Genomic DNA, 14,453 nt, shown 5'->3' on the forward strand with positions numbered 1-14,453 from the left:
AGGTCGTGCGCCGTTCAGGCGCCGCGGCGCGCCTGTTCCGACGCCAGGTAGGCGTCGCGCGACGGCAGCAGGTGCTCGCGGCACAGCGTCATCAGCGTGGCGCGATCGCCGTCGCGCAGCGCGTGGATCATGGCCCAGTGTTCCTGGCGGGCGCGTTCGCGGTAATTGGCGGCGGCCAGCGAGCCGAAGCGGATCGGGTGGGTGCGGCGCGCGTATTCCTCGATGGCCTGGCCCAGCACCGCGTTGTCGAGCAGGCCGAAGAACTCGCGGTGAAAACGCTGGTTGCTGCGGAACACGCGGCGCGCGTCGCCATCGGCCACCGCGGCGTCATGCTCGCGCTGCACCGCGGTCAGCGCCGCCAGCCGCGCCGGCGGCACCGGCAGCGGCATCAGGCTGGCGGCGTGCACCTCCAGCACTTCGCGCAGCGCGTATAGCTCCATCACCTCGCGCGCCGAGAAAGCCCGCACCACCGCGCCGATGTTGCGCTTGCGCTCGACCACGCCCAGCAGCTCCAGCTCCACCAGCACCTGGCGCACCGCGTGGCGCTTCATGTCGAAGCGCGCCATCAGCTCGTCCTCGGTCAGCCGCTCGCGTGGATGCAGCCGGCCGAAGACGATGTCTTCCTCTAGCGCGGCGACCGCCGTCGCCAGGGCGTCGGGCGCTTGCGGTTCGAGGGCGGCGGGGGTGATGGCGTTCATGGGCAAGGGGAAGCGTTATTGCTTGGGCACGGTGTCGCGGGTGGCGCTGGCGCGCAGGAAGTCGAAGTCGACGCCCTGGTCGGCCTGCGTCACGGTCTGCAGGAACAGCTTGCGGTAGCCGCGCTCGGCGGCCGGACGCTCGACCGGGCCGGCCGCCATGCGGCGCGCCAGCTCGGCATCCTCGACCAGCAGGGCGATTTCGCGCCGCGCCACCGACAGGCGGATCCGGTCGCCATTTTGCAGGTAGGCGAGCGGTCCGCCAATCGCGGCCTCGGGGGTGACGTGCAGCACGATGGTGCCGGCCGCCGTGCCGCTCATGCGGCCGTCGGAAATCCGCACCATGTCCTTGACCCCGGCGCGCGCCAGCTTCTTGGGGATCGGCATGTAGCCGGCCTCGGGCATGCCGGGCGCGCCGGTGGGGCCGATGCGCTTGAGCACCAGCACGTCGTCGGCGGTCACGTCCAGCGCCTCGTCGTCGATGCGGCGGGCCATGTCCTCGGCGTCCTCGAACACCACGGCGCGGCCTTCATGCTCCATCAGCTTGGGATTGGCGGCCGACTGCTTGATGATGGCGCCGCCGGGCGCCAGGTTGCCGCGCAGCACGGCCAGGCCGCCCACCGGATAGATCGGCGCGGCGACGCTGCGGATCACGTCCTGCTTGAACGGGGCGGGGGCGTCGTCCAGCTCCTCGCCCAGGGTGCGGCCCGAGACGGTCAGCGCGTCCAGGTGCAGCAGCGGCCGCAGCTCGCGCAGCAGCGCCAGCATGCCGCCGGCGTGGTGGAAGTCTTCCATGTAGTGCTGGCCGGAGGGCTTCAGGTCGACCAGCACCGGGGTCTCGCGGCTCATGCGGTCGAGCCCGGCCAGGTCGATGCCGATGCCCAGGCGGCCGGCGATGGCGGTCAGGTGCACGATGCCGTTGGTCGAGCCGCCGATCGCCAGCAGCACGCGCAGGGCGTTCTCGATGGATTTGCCGGTGATGATGCGGTCGGGCGTCAGGCGCGCGGCCGCCATGGCGACGGCGGTGGCGCCGGTGCGCTCGGCCACGCGCACGCGGTCGGCGGTGACGGCCGGGGCGGACGCGCCGCCCGACACCATCATGCCCATCGCCTCGGTCAGGCAGGCCATGGTGCTGGCGGTGCCCATCACCGAACAGGTGCCGACGCTGGCCACCAGCTGGTTGTTGACGTCGGCGATCTCGGGCGCGTCGATCTCCTCGGCGCGGTAGCGGCCCCAGTAGCGGCGGCAGTCGGTGCAGGCGCCGACGCGTTCGCCGCGGTGCGAGCCGGTCAGCATCGAGCCGGTCACCAGTTGGATCGCGGGCACGCCGGCGGACGAGGCGCCCATCAGCTGCGCCGGCACGGTCTTGTCGCAGCCGCCGATCAGCACCACCGCGTCCATCGGCTGGGCGCGGATCATTTCCTCGGTGTCCATCGACATGAGGTTGCGCAGGTACATGCTGGTGGGCTGCGAGAAGCTCTCGTGCACCGAGATGGTGGGGAAGTCCATCGGCAGGCCGCCGGCCAGCATCACGCCGCGCTTGACCGCCTCGATCAGCTGCGGCGCGTTGCCGTGGCACGGGTTGTAGCTGCTGCCGGTGTTGACGATGCCGATGATGGGACGCGCCAGCGCGTCGTCGGACAGGCCCGCGCCCTTGATGAAGGCCTTGCGCAGGAACAGCGAAAAGCCGGTGTCGCCGTAGTTGGTGAGTCCGTGCGCCACGCCGGTGCTGCGGTCGCCATCGCTGTCGAAGGGGCCCTTGGCGGGCTTGCCGCCCTTGGTCTCGTCTGCCATTTTTCTTCCCGATAATATTATTGATAATCCAGGGCTGTGATCATATCCACCCTTGGAAATGCCCGGCAAGCGATTTCCGTCGAAAGTTTTATTGATCTTGAAAAAAGATCAGTCGATAGAAAAATTCTGATTCATCAATCAAGATTGGCCTCCTACACTGGCGCGGTTGACGAGCCGGGCGTCCGTTCCATTCCTATACCCATCCCGGCAGGAGACCTACATGTCAGACCTGCGTCTGCGGCCCCGCCGCGCCTTGCTGCTTTCCCTGTTGGCCTTGTGTACCGGCGCCGCCGCGCCCGCCCTGGCCGCCGACGCCTATCCCGACAAGCCCATCCGCCTGATCGTGCCGTATCCGTCCGGAGGCGCCACCGACGTGATCGGCCGCGTGCTGGCGCAGGAGCTGACCGGCGCGCTGGGCCAGTCGGTGATCGTCGAGAACCGCGCCGGCGCCGCCGGCAACATCGGCGCCGACCAGGTCGCCAAGGCCCAGCCCGACGGCTACACGCTGCTGATGGGCGCGCTCACCAGCCATTCGATCAACGCGGCGCTGTACCGCGGCCGCGTCACCTATGACGTGGAAAAGAGCTTCGCGCCGGTGTCCATCGTCGGCACGGTGCCGCTGGTGTTCGTGGTCAATCCCACGGTGCAGGCCAATGACCTCAAGCAGCTGATCGCGCTGGCCAAGTCGCGACCCGGCTACATCACGATGGCCTCGGCCGGCAACGGCTCGCCGCAGCACCTGGCCGGCGAAATGTTCAAGCGCGCCGCCGGCGTGGACATCCTGCACGTGCCGTACAAGGGCAGCGGCCCGGCCATGACCGACCTGATGGGCGGCCAGGTGCTCAGCATGATCGAGACCGTGCCGGCGGCCCAGGCCAGCATCAAGGCGGGCAAGCTGCGCGCGCTGGCGGTGACCTCGGCGCAACGCGTCGAGGCGCTGCCGGACGTGCCGACCGCGGCCGAGGCCGGCCTGCCGGGCTTCGAGGTCAGCTCCATGTTCGGCATCGTCGCGCCGGCCGGCACGCCGGCCCCGGTCGTCGAGCGCCTGAACGGCGAACTCAAGAAGATCCTGGCCAAGCCGACGGTCAAGGCGTCGCTGCTGAACCAGGGCGCGATCGCCGAGTGGACCACGCCCGCCGATGCCGGCGCCCGCGTGTCCGCCGAACTGGCGCGCTGGACCAAGGTCATCGACGAGGCCGGGGTCAAACCGGAGTAAGCGATGCGGGCAAGGGGGGACATATGTCCCCCCTTGTTGCTTCTTTTACGCCACACGCAGGAAATGGTCACAAATTTTCGACGTTATTGTTTGCATGCTGCGCCGCCAGATGCGCAACAATCTCGAAGCCTGCATACCTCCCGCGAAAGATCCGTAGCGCCGGATCCGGGTGGCGGGAGACAGTTGCCAAGTCTGTTGAAATAATCCGCAATACAGCTGAAACGCTGTTCACGCGGGTGGTTGACCCCGAACTGACTAGGCCGTATGTTTCTCGCAGGCCTTCCTAGGATGGCGGGGGACACCAATGACTGAGACTCAGGACGAAAAATCGATCCTGTACCTGCATTTCGGTACGTCCAGCCCCTATTGGCGGTTGGCAGCCGACAGCAACGCGATCGAACTGGCCGCCGTCAAGGGCGCCACCAACATTGCCTTGGCGCTGCAGCCCGACCAGGCGCAGGCCATCCGCGCCCTGACCGGCATCACGGCCAGCCTGCGCATCGACATCGTGCTGTATGGCGACCCGATCCAGCTGCGGCTGGTCGGCCGCAAGATCAACCCCACCGAATGGGCCGGCACCGCGTCGGCCCACACCGACACCGACTCGGTCGCGCGCGACCTGGTCGAAGGCCTGTCGTTCGCCGAGACCGTGGTGTCCGAGGCCAACTCGGTCATCGTCATCGTCGACCAGCACGGCCGCGTGCAGCGCTTCAACAAAGTCAGCGAGGAATACACCGGCAAGCGCGAGCAGGACATCGTCGGGCGCAGCGTGTTCGAGATGTTCATGACGCGCGAAGAGGCCGCGGCCTCGCGCCGCAACATCGCCGAGTTCTACAAGCGCGGGCAGTCGTACGAGGTCGAGCGCCTGATCAACACGGTCAAGGGTCCGCGGCTGTTCCTGTTCCGCAACAAGTTCGTCACCAGCGGCAGCGGCGAGAAGCGCGTCTACCTGATCTGCTCGGGCACCGACATCACCGAGGAACGCCAGGCGCAGGAACGCCTGCGGGTGCTGGCCAACACCGACGTGCTGACCAACCTGCCCAACCGCCACGCCATCACCACCCGCCTGAAGGCGGCGCTGGCCGAAGGCGAGGGCGCCAGCGGCGGCGTGCTGTTCCTGGACCTGGACAACTTCAAGCGCATCAACGACCACTATGGCCACGGCTTCGGCGACCGCCTGCTCAAGTCGGTGGCGGTGGCGATTTCCAGCTGCCTGTCGCCCGGCCAGACGCTGGCGCGGCTGGGCGGCGACGAATTCCTGGTGCTGCAGGAAGGCGCCGAGGCCTGGCAGCTGGAAGCGACCGCCGCGCGCATCATCGAGCGCCTGCGCGAGCCGTTCCGCCAGGAACTGATCGAGGTCTACACCAGCTGCTCCATCGGCATCGCCATGTACCCCGAGCATGGCGACGACCTCGACAGCGTGGTGCGCAGCGCCGACATCGCCATGTACGTGGCCAAGGAAGCGGGGCGCCATACCTACCGCGTGTTCCAGCCCGAGATGGACCGGCGCAACGCCGACTACGTCTGGCTCGACACCAACCTGCGCAAGGCGCTGGCCGAAGGCCATCTGATGCTGTACTACCAGCCCAAGCTGGCCGGGCGCGGCGGCGAGGTCGACGGCGTCGAGGCGCTGCTGCGCTGGCGCTCGCCCGAGCGCGGCATGATCTGCCCCAGCGTCTTCATTCCGTACGCCGAGGAATCTGGCCTGATCTCGCAGCTGGGCGTGTGGGTGATGCGCGAAGCGGCGCGCCAGGCCGCGGCCTGGAAGCGCGAGGGCCTGGACCTGCGGGTCGCCGTCAACATGTCGGCGCGGCAGCTGGACGACAAGGGCGTGGTCAGCGAATTCATGCGCGCGGTCAACGATGCCGGCCTCGATCCCTGCCTGCTCGACATCGAACTCACCGAAAGCTGCCTGATCGAGGACGAAGTCGCCGCGATCGAGCTGATGAAGCAGTTCCGCCAGCTGGGCGCGCGCGTCCATCTGGACGACTTCGGCACCGGCTATTCATCGCTGTCGCAACTGGCCCGCATCCCGCTGGACGCGATCAAGCTGGACGCCAGCTTCGTGCGCGGCGTCAACGAGAACCCGGTGTCGCAGGCGCTGGCGCGGGCCATCGTCGCGGTGGCCCGCACGCTCGAACTAAAGGTGATCGCCGAGGGCGTCGAGACCCAGGAAGAAACCGCCTTCCTGGACACACTGGGCGTGGACGCCAAGCAGGGTTACCTGTACGCCAAGCCCATGCCCGCAGCCGAACTGACCACCTGGCTGGCGCAGCGGCGCCGGCTGCATCTGATTGCCTGACACCGCCGGCGCCCGCCGCGCTCAATGCATGGTCGCGTCCATCAGGCCCTCGGGGCCGGCCGGCGCGCGCCGGTTCTGCGCCATCACCAGGCGCTCCATGTAGGCGCGGTCCTTCGGGTCGATCGAGAAGGCCGCGTCGACCCAGTCCTCGGTGATGTCCATCAGCTCGGAGCGGGTCAGCTGCAGCACGCGCTGGCGCGCCCGCAGCATGGCGCGCATGCCATTGAGCTTGGGCCGCATCACGTCGATGAAGGTGCGGGTGGCCTTGTAGGCGTCGCCCGGCTCGAACACCACGTCCACCAGGCCGCGCGCCTGGAACCACTCGGCGGTGTGGGATTCGCCGCTGCTGATCAGTTCCTCGGCCAGTTTCATGCCCGAGCGCCGCGCCACCAGCGAATAGCCGCCCATGCCGGGGAACAGGTTGAAGGCCATCTCGGGGAAGCCCATGCGGGCGTTGTTCTGCGCCAGCACGAAGTGGTGCGCCAGCGCCGCCTCGAAGCCGCCGCCGAGCGCGGTGCCTTCGATCATGGCCAGCGACACGGCGCCGGTATCGAAGCCGCGGGTGGCGGCGTGCACGCAATCGACGCATGCCCGGGCGTAGGCGCGCAGCGCCTCGCGGCGGCCGGTGCGGATGGCCTCGGCGAAGAAGTTCAGGTCGCCGCCGACGTTGTAGATCTGCGGCACCAGCGAGCCCGTGACCCAGAAGTCGATGGGCAGGCCGAAGTCCTTGGCGGCGCGCGCCAGGGTCATGATTTCGTCGATCAGTTCGTGATTGAAGCAGGGGCGCGGCTGGGCGCGCAGCATCATCCACATGACACGTCGTCCTTCTTCATAGAACGCGGAGACTTGCTTCATATTGCCTGCGGCGGTAAAGGGATGGCAGTCCGGATGAATGAGTTGATTCATTTGCTTTCGTCCAATCGGTCAAGGTGAGTCGGAGTACTGCGGGGCCAGCCTAATACAGCCGGCGCCTCGTTCCGCTCATGCAAACCTCGTCCGATCGGCCAGAGTTCTCCCTAGTGCGGATATCGGAGTGATTGTTTGAAAAACATTGCGTTGTGTGTCGTGTCGTCGTCCGCATGGAGGACGCGCGCCTCGCCGATGCGGACGAGGACCGTCGCAAATTCGCGAGGTTAACGATGCGCGCGAGCGGCATGATCGACTCATGCGAATGGCGGGGGGCAGGGCGCCCGGAACGATGAATGGGGGGCTGGCGCGCGCCCGCCGTTGTGACGTTGCAACAGCGCAGGCGGGGTCTATGTAAATGATAGGATTCTCATTTACAAATAAGTTTCATTCTCGATATTATCGCGGCTCGATAAAACTTACAGAAAGCTTGCGATGCCCGTTTTTCCCGTCCCGCGCACCCTGACCCTGGGGGCCGCGCTGGCCCTGATGGCCCCTGTCGTTCCCGCCCACGCCGACCCCACCCACCTCCCCGTCATCAGTGTCGAAGGCGCCAGCGCCGACGATCCGCGCGTGCCGGAAGTCACCACCGCCACCCGCACCCAGACCCCCGCGCGCTACGTGCCGCAGGCCATCGACAGCGTCAAGGTCGAGAGCCTGCAGAACTACGGCATCAGCACTCTCGGCGAGGCCCTGTCCGGCATCCCCAACGTCAGCAATGCCTCGGACACCCGCTTCGACTCGCTGCGCATCCGCGGCTTCGACGCCAGCAACGACTTCTACCTGGACGGCATCCGCGACGACAGCCAGTACGTGCGCGACTTGCACAACATCGAACGCATCGAGGTGCTCAAGGGCCCGGCCGCGGTGCTGTACGGCCGCGGCAGCCAGGGCGGCATCGTCAACCGCGTCAGCAAGGCGCCGCAGCCGGGCCGCGAGTCCACCCTGGAAGCGCAGGCCGGCAGCTGGGACCTGCGCAGCTTCTACGGCGACCTGAGCGCCGACCCCGGTGAAAACGTCAGCGTGCGCCTGAACGTCGGCCAGGAAGACACCAACAGCTTCCGCCACAAGATCGGCGGCACCCGCCAGCTGGTGGCGCCGTCGCTGAACTGGCGCATCACGCCCGACCTGGACTGGCTGGTGCAATACGAATACAGCCGCTATGACCGCACGCCGGATCGCGGCATTCCCAGCGTCAACGGCCGGCCCGCCGACGTCGGCCGCTCGACCGTCTACGGCGACCCCGACCGCGACTACATCGACGACCGCGCGCAATCGTTCCGCTCGCGCCTGGCCTACACGCTGGCGCCGGGCTGGCAGCTGCGCTACACGCTGGGCGTGTTCGCGCTCGACAGCAAGTTCGACAACACCTACCTGACCGGCTACAACGCCGCCACCGGCAAGGTCTCCCGCACCCGCTGGCAGCAGGACCTGACCACCCGCAGCATCAGCAACAACCTGGAAGCCGAGGGCCTGTTCCATACCGGCGCCATCGAGCACCGGGTGCTGTTCGGGGTGGACGTGGCCAACCAGACGCGCACGCCCGACCTCTACACCACGCTGGCGCGCGGGCCGGGCGCGCAGCCGGTGCCGACGCTGGACCTGTACGACCCGGACCTGTCCCAACAGCACAACGGCGCCATGGCGCTCAACAGTTCCGCCCGCCACAAGACCCGCAGCCAGGGCTACTACGTGCAGGACCAGATCAAGCTGGACGATGCCTGGCAGGTGCTGCTGGGCCTGCGCATGGACCGCTTCAGCGTCGATTCCACCAACCGCTTGCTGGACCTCTCGGCCCGCCGCGACAGCCATGGCCTGAGCCCGCGCGCCGGCGTGGTGTGGACGCCGGTGCGCGACCACTCGTTCTACGCGTCGTACAGCAAGACCTTCTCGCCGGTCGGCGGCAGCCTCATCGGCATTACGCCGAACGCGCGCGGCAACACCAATGAGGTCGATCCGGAGCAGACCCGCCAGTACGAAGTGGGCGTCAAGAGCGACTGGCTGGACGGGAATCTGAGCACCACGCTGGCGCTGTACCAGCTGGAACTCTACAACCGCCGCACCTCCGACCCGGTCGATCCGACCATCGTGCTGCTGACCGGCAAGCAGCGTTCGCGCGGCATCGAGCTGACGGCGGCCGGGCGCCTGACCGGCAACTGGTACCTGCGCGGCGGCATCGGCCTGCAAAACGCCTCCATCGTCGAGGACAACAACGGCCTGGCGGGCAACCGCGTCAGCAACGTGGCGCGGCGCAACGGCAGCGTGTTCCTGACCTACAAGCCGGCCGAGGGCCTGTACGGCGAAACCGGCCTGACCTTCGTCGGCCAGCGTTATGCCGACAACGCCAACTCGGCGGTGCTGCCCGGCTACGCCACCTGGGACGCGCTGGTCGGCTACCGCGCCGGCCAATGGGACTGGCGCCTGGCGGTGCGCAACATCACCGACAAGACCTATTACGCCTCCGCCACCAGCGCCGCCCAGATCCGCGTGGGCGAACCGCGCACGGTGGTGGCGACGGCGCAGTACCGGTTCTGACGGGTAGACACGATCCAGGCAGGACGGGCGGGCGCTGCGGCGCCCGTTTTCTCTTTGCAGGAAGACGCGCGAGTGGGGAGGAAACGGTCACGCACCGCCCGGCAGGAACCAAGGGAGTGTCTTATCTTGTTGGCGGACTGACTGTGCTGACTTGACTGGACTTCGTCTTTTGACGAATATGGTATGTACCGAATCGAACACTACCTCACCCCCGGAAAACTCAAGGATTCCTATGCCACTTGGCTACGCGGCCTGCGCGGCCTGCGCGGCATGCGCGACAAGGTGGCGGTCATTCGCCGTGTGGCGCGTCTGGCGTCCGGCAATTTCGGCGATCACCGCTTCTGCCGCGAGGGCGTGTGGGAATTGCGTATCGATTCAGGGCCGGGCCTGCGCGTCCACTACGCGCTGTCCGGTGAACGGCTGGTGCTGTTGCTGGCCGGAGGCAGCAAGCGCACGCAGGATGCCGACATCCATCGCGCGGTGGAGTATTGGCATGACTGGCAACGGAGAACGGATGATGAGAAGCAAGCCCCATGATGAAGCAATGGTCGAGGTCTATCGCAGCGACCCCGCCCTCGCGCTGGAGACAGTCAACAGCATTCTCGCCGATGGCGACCAGGGGGAATTGCTGGTGGTGCTGCGCCAGATGACGCAGGCGTTCGGCGGCATGCAGGCCGTGGCGGAGCAGGCGCGGCTGAATCCGACGCAGCTTTATCGCACGCTGTCGTCCAAGGGTAATCCGTCGCTGGCCAGCCTGCTGGCGATTCTCAGGGCGATGGGCCTGCGGCTGGCCGTGGTGCCGCGGGCGGATGCGGCGGCCCCGGTCCGGATGGGCTGAGGCCGCGCCTCGGGGCGTTTATTGCGGCTCGATCTTCGCGTCGATCGCGCGCTGGGTCCAGATCTGGCGCTGCGACTGGGCGAAGGCCTGGTGTTCGGCCAGCGTGTTGGGCGCGACCTGCATGCCCAGCGTCTCGAACTTGGCGATGCTGTCGGGCTCGCTCAGGATGCGCGTGATCTCGCGGTTCAGGCGCTCTACCACCGGCGCCGGCGTGTCCTTGGGCGCGGCCACGCCCACCCACACCACCAGGTCGAAATTCCGGTAGCCCAGTTCGGCCAGCGTCGGCACGTCGGGGAAGTCCTTCGAGCGCGCCTGGCCGGTGAAGGCGATGCCCTTGAGTTTGCCGCTGTGCATGAACGACGTCACCACCGACAGGTCGGCGAACAGGTAGTCGACGTGGCCGCCCAGCAGGTCGGTGACGGCGGGCGGCTGGCTTTTGTAGGGCACGGCGTTGGCGGCGGCGCCGGCAACGCTGTTGAAGGTGGCCCCGGCGATCTGGCTGGTGGGCGAGCCGTAGGCGTAGTTGAGCGGCTTGGCGCGGGTGGCCTGCACCAGCTGGGACACCGAGCCGTAGGGCGAATCGGCGCGCACCACCAGCATCATGGGAATGGTGGCGATGCGGATGACGTGGATGAAATCGCCGGTGGGATCGTAAGGCAGCTTGCGGAACAGGGCGGGCGTGGCCGAGTGCGTCGAGCTGCTGGTCAGGATCAGGGTGTAGCCGTCGGGCGCGGCGCGCGCGGCGGTGGACGAGCCGATGGTGCCGGACGCGCCGGGCTTGTTCTCGATCACGATCGGCACGCCCAGGCGCGGGCCGAGCTTTTCGGTCAGGATGCGGGCGCTGGTGTCGGTGGCGCTGCCGGGCGAGAACGGCACCACGATGGTGATGGGCTTGCTGGGGTAGGCATCGTCGGCCTGCGCGGCGCCGGTGGCGGCCAGGGCCAGGGCGCAGCACGCGGCGAACCGGCGCATGCGGCTGCGTTCCGGGGATCGGGTCATGAAAGTCTCCTGTGTTTTTCTCCGGCCGCGATGGCATGTGGCGGCCGCGATTTCCGCCATGATGCGGCCGCGCGGCTTATCGCAACAAGGGACTAATTTTCATAGACCTATTCCGTATCCGGATAAGTCCCGCGCCGCGCGCGTCGGCCCGGCGCGGCCTTACTGGCCGGCGGCGTCCTCGTCGTAGCGGGTCGGGTCGGGCGCCGCCTCGCGCGCCCGCAGCGTCGTCTCCAGGTCGGCCAGGAACGCGTCCGCCGCCCGCGACAGGCGCGCGTTGTGGCGCTGGATCAGCCACAGCGCGTGGCCGCGCTGGCCGGCGCCGCCGATGGGCGCGGTGGCCAGGCCCAGCTGGCGCGCGAAGGCGCAGACGTAGCCGGGCACCACGGTGATGCCCAGGCCGGCCCGCGCCAGGTTCAGCACCGAGGTCAGCATGCCGGCCTCGATGCCGGACTGGAATTGCAGGTCGAGTTCGCCGCTGATGCGGTCCACCGCGCGGCGCACGCTGTAGACGTTGCGCAGCGTGATGTGTTCGTGGGCGGCCAGGTCGGCCCAGCGGACCTGTTTGCGGCGCGCCAGCGGATGGTCGGGCGCGAAGGCGGCATGCATGGTGTCGCGGTAGATCACGCGCGCGGCCAGTTCGTCGCCCTCGATGTCGGTGGAGACGATGCCGAAGTCGGCGCGGCCGTGGCGCACGTGCTCGATGGTCTCGTCGGTATTGAGCTCGAACAGGTCCAGCTTCACGCCCGGATGGCGGCGGTGGTAGCGCGCGATCACGCCGCCCAGCAGGCCGACCATCATCATCGGCGAGCTGGCCACGCCGACCACGCCGCGTTCCAGCGAGCGCAGGCCGGACATGCTGCGCTCGGCCGCGCGCACCGTGCCCAGGATCTCCTGGGCATAGGCATAGAAGTCGGCCGCGCCCTCGCACGGCGTGACGCTGCGGGTCGAGCGCTCGAACAGCGGCTGGCCGACCTCGGCCTCGAGTTCGGCGCACAGCTTGCTGACCGCCGATTGCGTGACGAAGGCGGCGCGGGCGGCGGCGGTGAAGCTGCGCAACTCGTAGAGCGCGCAGAACACGCGCAACTGCTTCAGGGTGATGTTCATGATCGGGGCGGAAAGGGGGCGGGCGCCCCGGGGGCCGGCGCGCGCAAGCCCGCATCCGCCGCGCCCCGGGGACTCAATCCGGATCGAGCATATCGCGATCCGCGTCCTGGCGTGGCGCCAGGCGGCGGATCGACCCGGGCGTGCGCGAGAAGCGCACCGGGATCGCGGTGGCCGTGAGCGCGCCCTCGGTCGGATGCTCGACCCGCTGGAAAAAGCCGGTCGCGGCCAGGTGCGGGTCGTCGAACAGCGCCTCGGGCGGATTGACGCGCGAGTGCGGGATGTCGGCGTCCGCCAGCAGCGCCAGCCAGTCGTCGGTGCCGCGCAGCGCGACGATGGCCGCCAGGTCGGTGTACAGCGCGTCGAAGTGGCGGGCGCGGGTCTGGGCGCTGGCGTAGCGCGGATCGGCGGCCAGGTCGGCGCGTTCGGCCAGGGTGAAGAAGCGCTGCCATTGCGCGTCGGTATAAGGCAGCAGCGCCAGGAAGCCGTCGCGGGTGCGGTAGGGCCGGCGCTCGGGCGACAGCACGCGGCTGTAGCCCATGCCGCCGCGCGGCGGGTCGAAGGTGCGCCCGCCCATGTGCTCGATCAGGGTGAAGGACACCAGCGTCTCGAACATCGGCACCTCGATCGCCTGGCCCTGGCCGGATTTCTCGCGCTCGTACAGCGCCATCGGGATGGCGTAGGCCAGCGTCAGCCCGGCCACCTTGTCGGCCATGATGGTGTTGATATAGGCCGGCGCGCCGCTGTTGCGGCCCTGCAGGTCGGCCAGGCCGCTCATGGCCTGGATGATGTCGTCGAAGGCCGGCTGCGCGGCGTAGGGGCCGTCCTGGCCGAAGCCCACCGCCGAACAGGTGATCAGGCGCGGGTTGCGCGCCCGCAGGCTGGCGGCGTCGAGCCCGGCCCGCGCCAGCGCGCGCGGGCGCACGTTAGAGATGAAGACGTCGGCGCCGTCGATCAGCCGCAGCAGGCGTTGCAGGTCCTCCGGCTCCTTGACGTTCAGGGTGAGGCTGCGCTTGTTGCGGTTCAGGTTCAAGTAGACGGCGCCCATGCCGGGCGAGGCGGCCGGCGCCGAGGCGCGGAACACGTCGCCCTCGGGCGCTTCGATCTTGATGATCTCGGCGCCCATGTCGCCCAGGATCTGGGTGGCGTAGGGGCCCATGCCGACCGAGGTCATGTCGACCACCCGCACGCCGGCCAGCGGGCCGGTGGCCGCGGCCGCCGCCGTCATTGCGCCTCCCGCGCGCGCTTGCGGGCCAGGAACGGCGCCATGTAGCGGCTCGGTTCGTCGGTAGTGAAGGCCGCGCCGAAGGCATCGACGCTGCGGTCCAGGCCGGCCTCCACCGTGGACGTCTCCCAATAGCGCAGCAGCGCTTTCTGCGAGCGCACGGCCAGCGGCCCGCTGTGGGCGATGGGGGCGACGGTGCGCTCGACCAGCGCGTCCAGCTCGCCGGCCTCGCACAGGAACTGCAGGAAGCCCCAGCGCAGGGCCTGCTCGGCATCGACCGTGGCGCCGGTCAGCAGCAGCCAGTGGGTGGCGCCCGGGCCGATCAGCGCCGGCAGCAGCACGGCGTGGATCACCGACGGAATGCCGACCTGCACTTCGGGCATGCCGAAGACGCCGTCGCGCGAACCCAGGCGGATGTCGCAGGCCGCCGCCAGTTCCATGCCGGCGCCCAGGCAGAAGCCGGGCAGGCGGGCGATGGTCGGCACCGGCACCGCGCGCACCGCTTCGCACAGGTCGCGCAGGCGGGTGATGAAGGCGCGGCCGCCGTCCGGATCCAGCTCGGCCATTTCATAGATGTTGGCGCCGCCGACGAAGGCCTTGTCGCCGCTGCCGCGCAGCACCAGCGCGCGGGCGTCGGCCTGCGCCGCGATCCAGCGCACCGCCTGGGTCAGGCCCAGCGTGACCGGCGAGGCCAGGATGTTCAGGCTCTTGGCGTCGTCGATCCGCAGCATATAGACGCCGCGCGCATCGCGCTCGATGTGGCTGTGGGGGAAGGCGGGAATCGGGGCGCTCATGAGCTTGCTGTCTCCATTGGAATCGTGGGCGATGCCGGTCATGCTAGG

At 68.7% G+C, this 14,453-nt stretch carries 12 protein-coding genes; 5 read left to right on the forward strand and 7 right to left on the reverse strand.

Annotation, left to right across the window (positions count from 1 at the left end):
- Nucleotides 1-14: 14 nt before the first annotated feature.
- Entirely contained in the window at nt 15-698 is a 684-nt protein-coding gene (locus tag AOZ53_RS17465; protein ID WP_054488708.1) for a GntR family transcriptional regulator, read from the reverse strand.
- A gap of 15 nt (nt 699-713) precedes the next feature.
- Nucleotides 714-2,489 carry an IlvD/Edd family dehydratase gene (locus AOZ53_RS17470; RefSeq protein ID WP_054488710.1) on the reverse strand — a complete coding sequence of 592 codons (1,776 nt, stop codon included), beginning with the start codon at nt 2,487-2,489 and terminating at the stop codon, nt 714-716.
- Between the two features lie 220 nt (nt 2,490-2,709).
- Between AOZ53_RS17470 and AOZ53_RS17475 the strand changes: the two genes are divergently transcribed.
- Both AOZ53_RS17475 and pdeR read left to right on the forward strand, forming a co-directional pair.
- Complete coding sequence (locus tag AOZ53_RS17475; RefSeq protein WP_054488712.1) at nt 2,710-3,705, forward strand: tripartite tricarboxylate transporter substrate binding protein; 996 nt, start codon at nt 2,710-2,712, stop codon at nt 3,703-3,705.
- 304 nt (nt 3,706-4,009) lie between these two features.
- The gene (pdeR, locus tag AOZ53_RS17480; RefSeq protein ID WP_054432190.1) at nt 4,010-6,007 is read left to right on the forward strand and encodes a cyclic di-GMP phosphodiesterase; all 1,998 of its coding nucleotides are present in this window, start codon (nt 4,010-4,012) and stop codon (nt 6,005-6,007) included.
- 21 nt (nt 6,008-6,028) lie between these two features.
- Here pdeR and AOZ53_RS17485 read toward each other — a convergent pair whose 3' ends face one another.
- The gene (locus AOZ53_RS17485; protein WP_054432189.1) at nt 6,029-6,913 is read right to left on the reverse strand and encodes a crotonase/enoyl-CoA hydratase family protein; all 885 of its coding nucleotides are present in this window, start codon (nt 6,911-6,913) and stop codon (nt 6,029-6,031) included.
- A 435-nt stretch (nt 6,914-7,348) separates the two neighbouring features.
- Between AOZ53_RS17485 and AOZ53_RS17490 the strand changes: the two genes are divergently transcribed.
- From AOZ53_RS17490 to AOZ53_RS17500, 3 genes are all read left to right on the forward strand, one after another.
- A complete protein-coding gene (locus AOZ53_RS17490) occupies nt 7,349-9,448 on the forward strand; it encodes a TonB-dependent receptor (protein WP_054488715.1) in 2,100 nt (699 codons plus the stop codon).
- Nucleotides 9,449-9,631: 183 nt separating this feature from the next.
- Nucleotides 9,632-9,985, forward strand: a complete 354-nt coding sequence (locus AOZ53_RS17495; RefSeq protein ID WP_054488716.1) for a type II toxin-antitoxin system RelE/ParE family toxin — start codon at nt 9,632-9,634, stop codon at nt 9,983-9,985.
- A 7-nt stretch (nt 9,986-9,992) separates the two neighbouring features.
- Complete coding sequence (locus AOZ53_RS17500; RefSeq protein ID WP_231690632.1) at nt 9,993-10,286, forward strand: helix-turn-helix domain-containing transcriptional regulator; 294 nt, start codon at nt 9,993-9,995, stop codon at nt 10,284-10,286.
- An 18-nt stretch (nt 10,287-10,304) separates the two neighbouring features.
- On the opposite strand, the gene AOZ53_RS17505 is transcribed toward AOZ53_RS17500, so the two are convergent.
- The 4 genes from AOZ53_RS17505 to AOZ53_RS17520 all read right to left on the reverse strand — a co-directional run bounded on the left by AOZ53_RS17505 (nt 10,305) and on the right by AOZ53_RS17520 (nt 14,405).
- Nucleotides 10,305-11,285 carry a Bug family tripartite tricarboxylate transporter substrate binding protein gene (locus AOZ53_RS17505; protein ID WP_054432185.1) on the reverse strand — a complete coding sequence of 327 codons (981 nt, stop codon included), beginning with the start codon at nt 11,283-11,285 and terminating at the stop codon, nt 10,305-10,307.
- Between the two features lie 159 nt (nt 11,286-11,444).
- Nucleotides 11,445-12,389 carry a LysR family transcriptional regulator gene (locus AOZ53_RS17510; protein ID WP_054432184.1) on the reverse strand — a complete coding sequence of 315 codons (945 nt, stop codon included), beginning with the start codon at nt 12,387-12,389 and terminating at the stop codon, nt 11,445-11,447.
- 73 nt (nt 12,390-12,462) lie between these two features.
- Nucleotides 12,463-13,614, reverse strand: coding sequence for a CaiB/BaiF CoA transferase family protein (locus tag AOZ53_RS17515; RefSeq protein ID WP_054432183.1), 1,152 nt, complete (start codon nt 13,612-13,614; stop codon nt 12,463-12,465).
- Nucleotides 13,611-14,405 carry an enoyl-CoA hydratase gene (locus AOZ53_RS17520; RefSeq protein ID WP_054488766.1) on the reverse strand — a complete coding sequence of 265 codons (795 nt, stop codon included), beginning with the start codon at nt 14,403-14,405 and terminating at the stop codon, nt 13,611-13,613. Before AOZ53_RS17520 ends, AOZ53_RS17515 begins: the two co-directional genes overlap by 4 nt.
- Nucleotides 14,406-14,453 lie beyond the last annotated feature (48 nt).

This window comes from Achromobacter sp. 2789STDY5608621 (assembly GCF_001299375.1).
Classification (GTDB): Bacteria; Pseudomonadota; Gammaproteobacteria; order Burkholderiales; family Burkholderiaceae_B; genus Achromobacter; species Achromobacter insuavis.

Coding starts and splice junctions, on each gene's coding strand:
- AOZ53_RS17520 (WP_054488766.1), bottom strand. CDS start 14,405: ATGAGCGCCCCGATTCCCGCCTTCCCCCACAGCCACATCGAGCGCGAT.
- AOZ53_RS17470 (WP_054488710.1), bottom strand. CDS start 2,489: ATGGCAGACGAGACCAAGGGCGGCAAGCCCGCCAAGGGCCCCTTCGAC.
- pdeR (WP_054432190.1), top strand. CDS start 4,010: ATGACTGAGACTCAGGACGAAAAATCGATCCTGTACCTGCATTTCGGT.
- AOZ53_RS17515 (WP_054432183.1), bottom strand. CDS start 13,614: ATGACGGCGGCGGCCGCGGCCACCGGCCCGCTGGCCGGCGTGCGGGTG.
- AOZ53_RS17510 (WP_054432184.1), bottom strand. CDS start 12,389: ATGAACATCACCCTGAAGCAGTTGCGCGTGTTCTGCGCGCTCTACGAG.
- AOZ53_RS17490 (WP_054488715.1), top strand. CDS start 7,349: ATGCCCGTTTTTCCCGTCCCGCGCACCCTGACCCTGGGGGCCGCGCTG.
- AOZ53_RS17475 (WP_054488712.1), top strand. CDS start 2,710: ATGTCAGACCTGCGTCTGCGGCCCCGCCGCGCCTTGCTGCTTTCCCTG.
- AOZ53_RS17495 (WP_054488716.1), top strand. CDS start 9,632: ATGTACCGAATCGAACACTACCTCACCCCCGGAAAACTCAAGGATTCC.
- AOZ53_RS17485 (WP_054432189.1), bottom strand. CDS start 6,913: ATGAATCAACTCATTCATCCGGACTGCCATCCCTTTACCGCCGCAGGC.
- AOZ53_RS17505 (WP_054432185.1), bottom strand. CDS start 11,285: ATGACCCGATCCCCGGAACGCAGCCGCATGCGCCGGTTCGCCGCGTGC.
- AOZ53_RS17465 (WP_054488708.1), bottom strand. CDS start 698: ATGAACGCCATCACCCCCGCCGCCCTCGAACCGCAAGCGCCCGACGCC.
- AOZ53_RS17500 (WP_231690632.1), top strand. CDS start 9,993: ATGGTCGAGGTCTATCGCAGCGACCCCGCCCTCGCGCTGGAGACAGTC.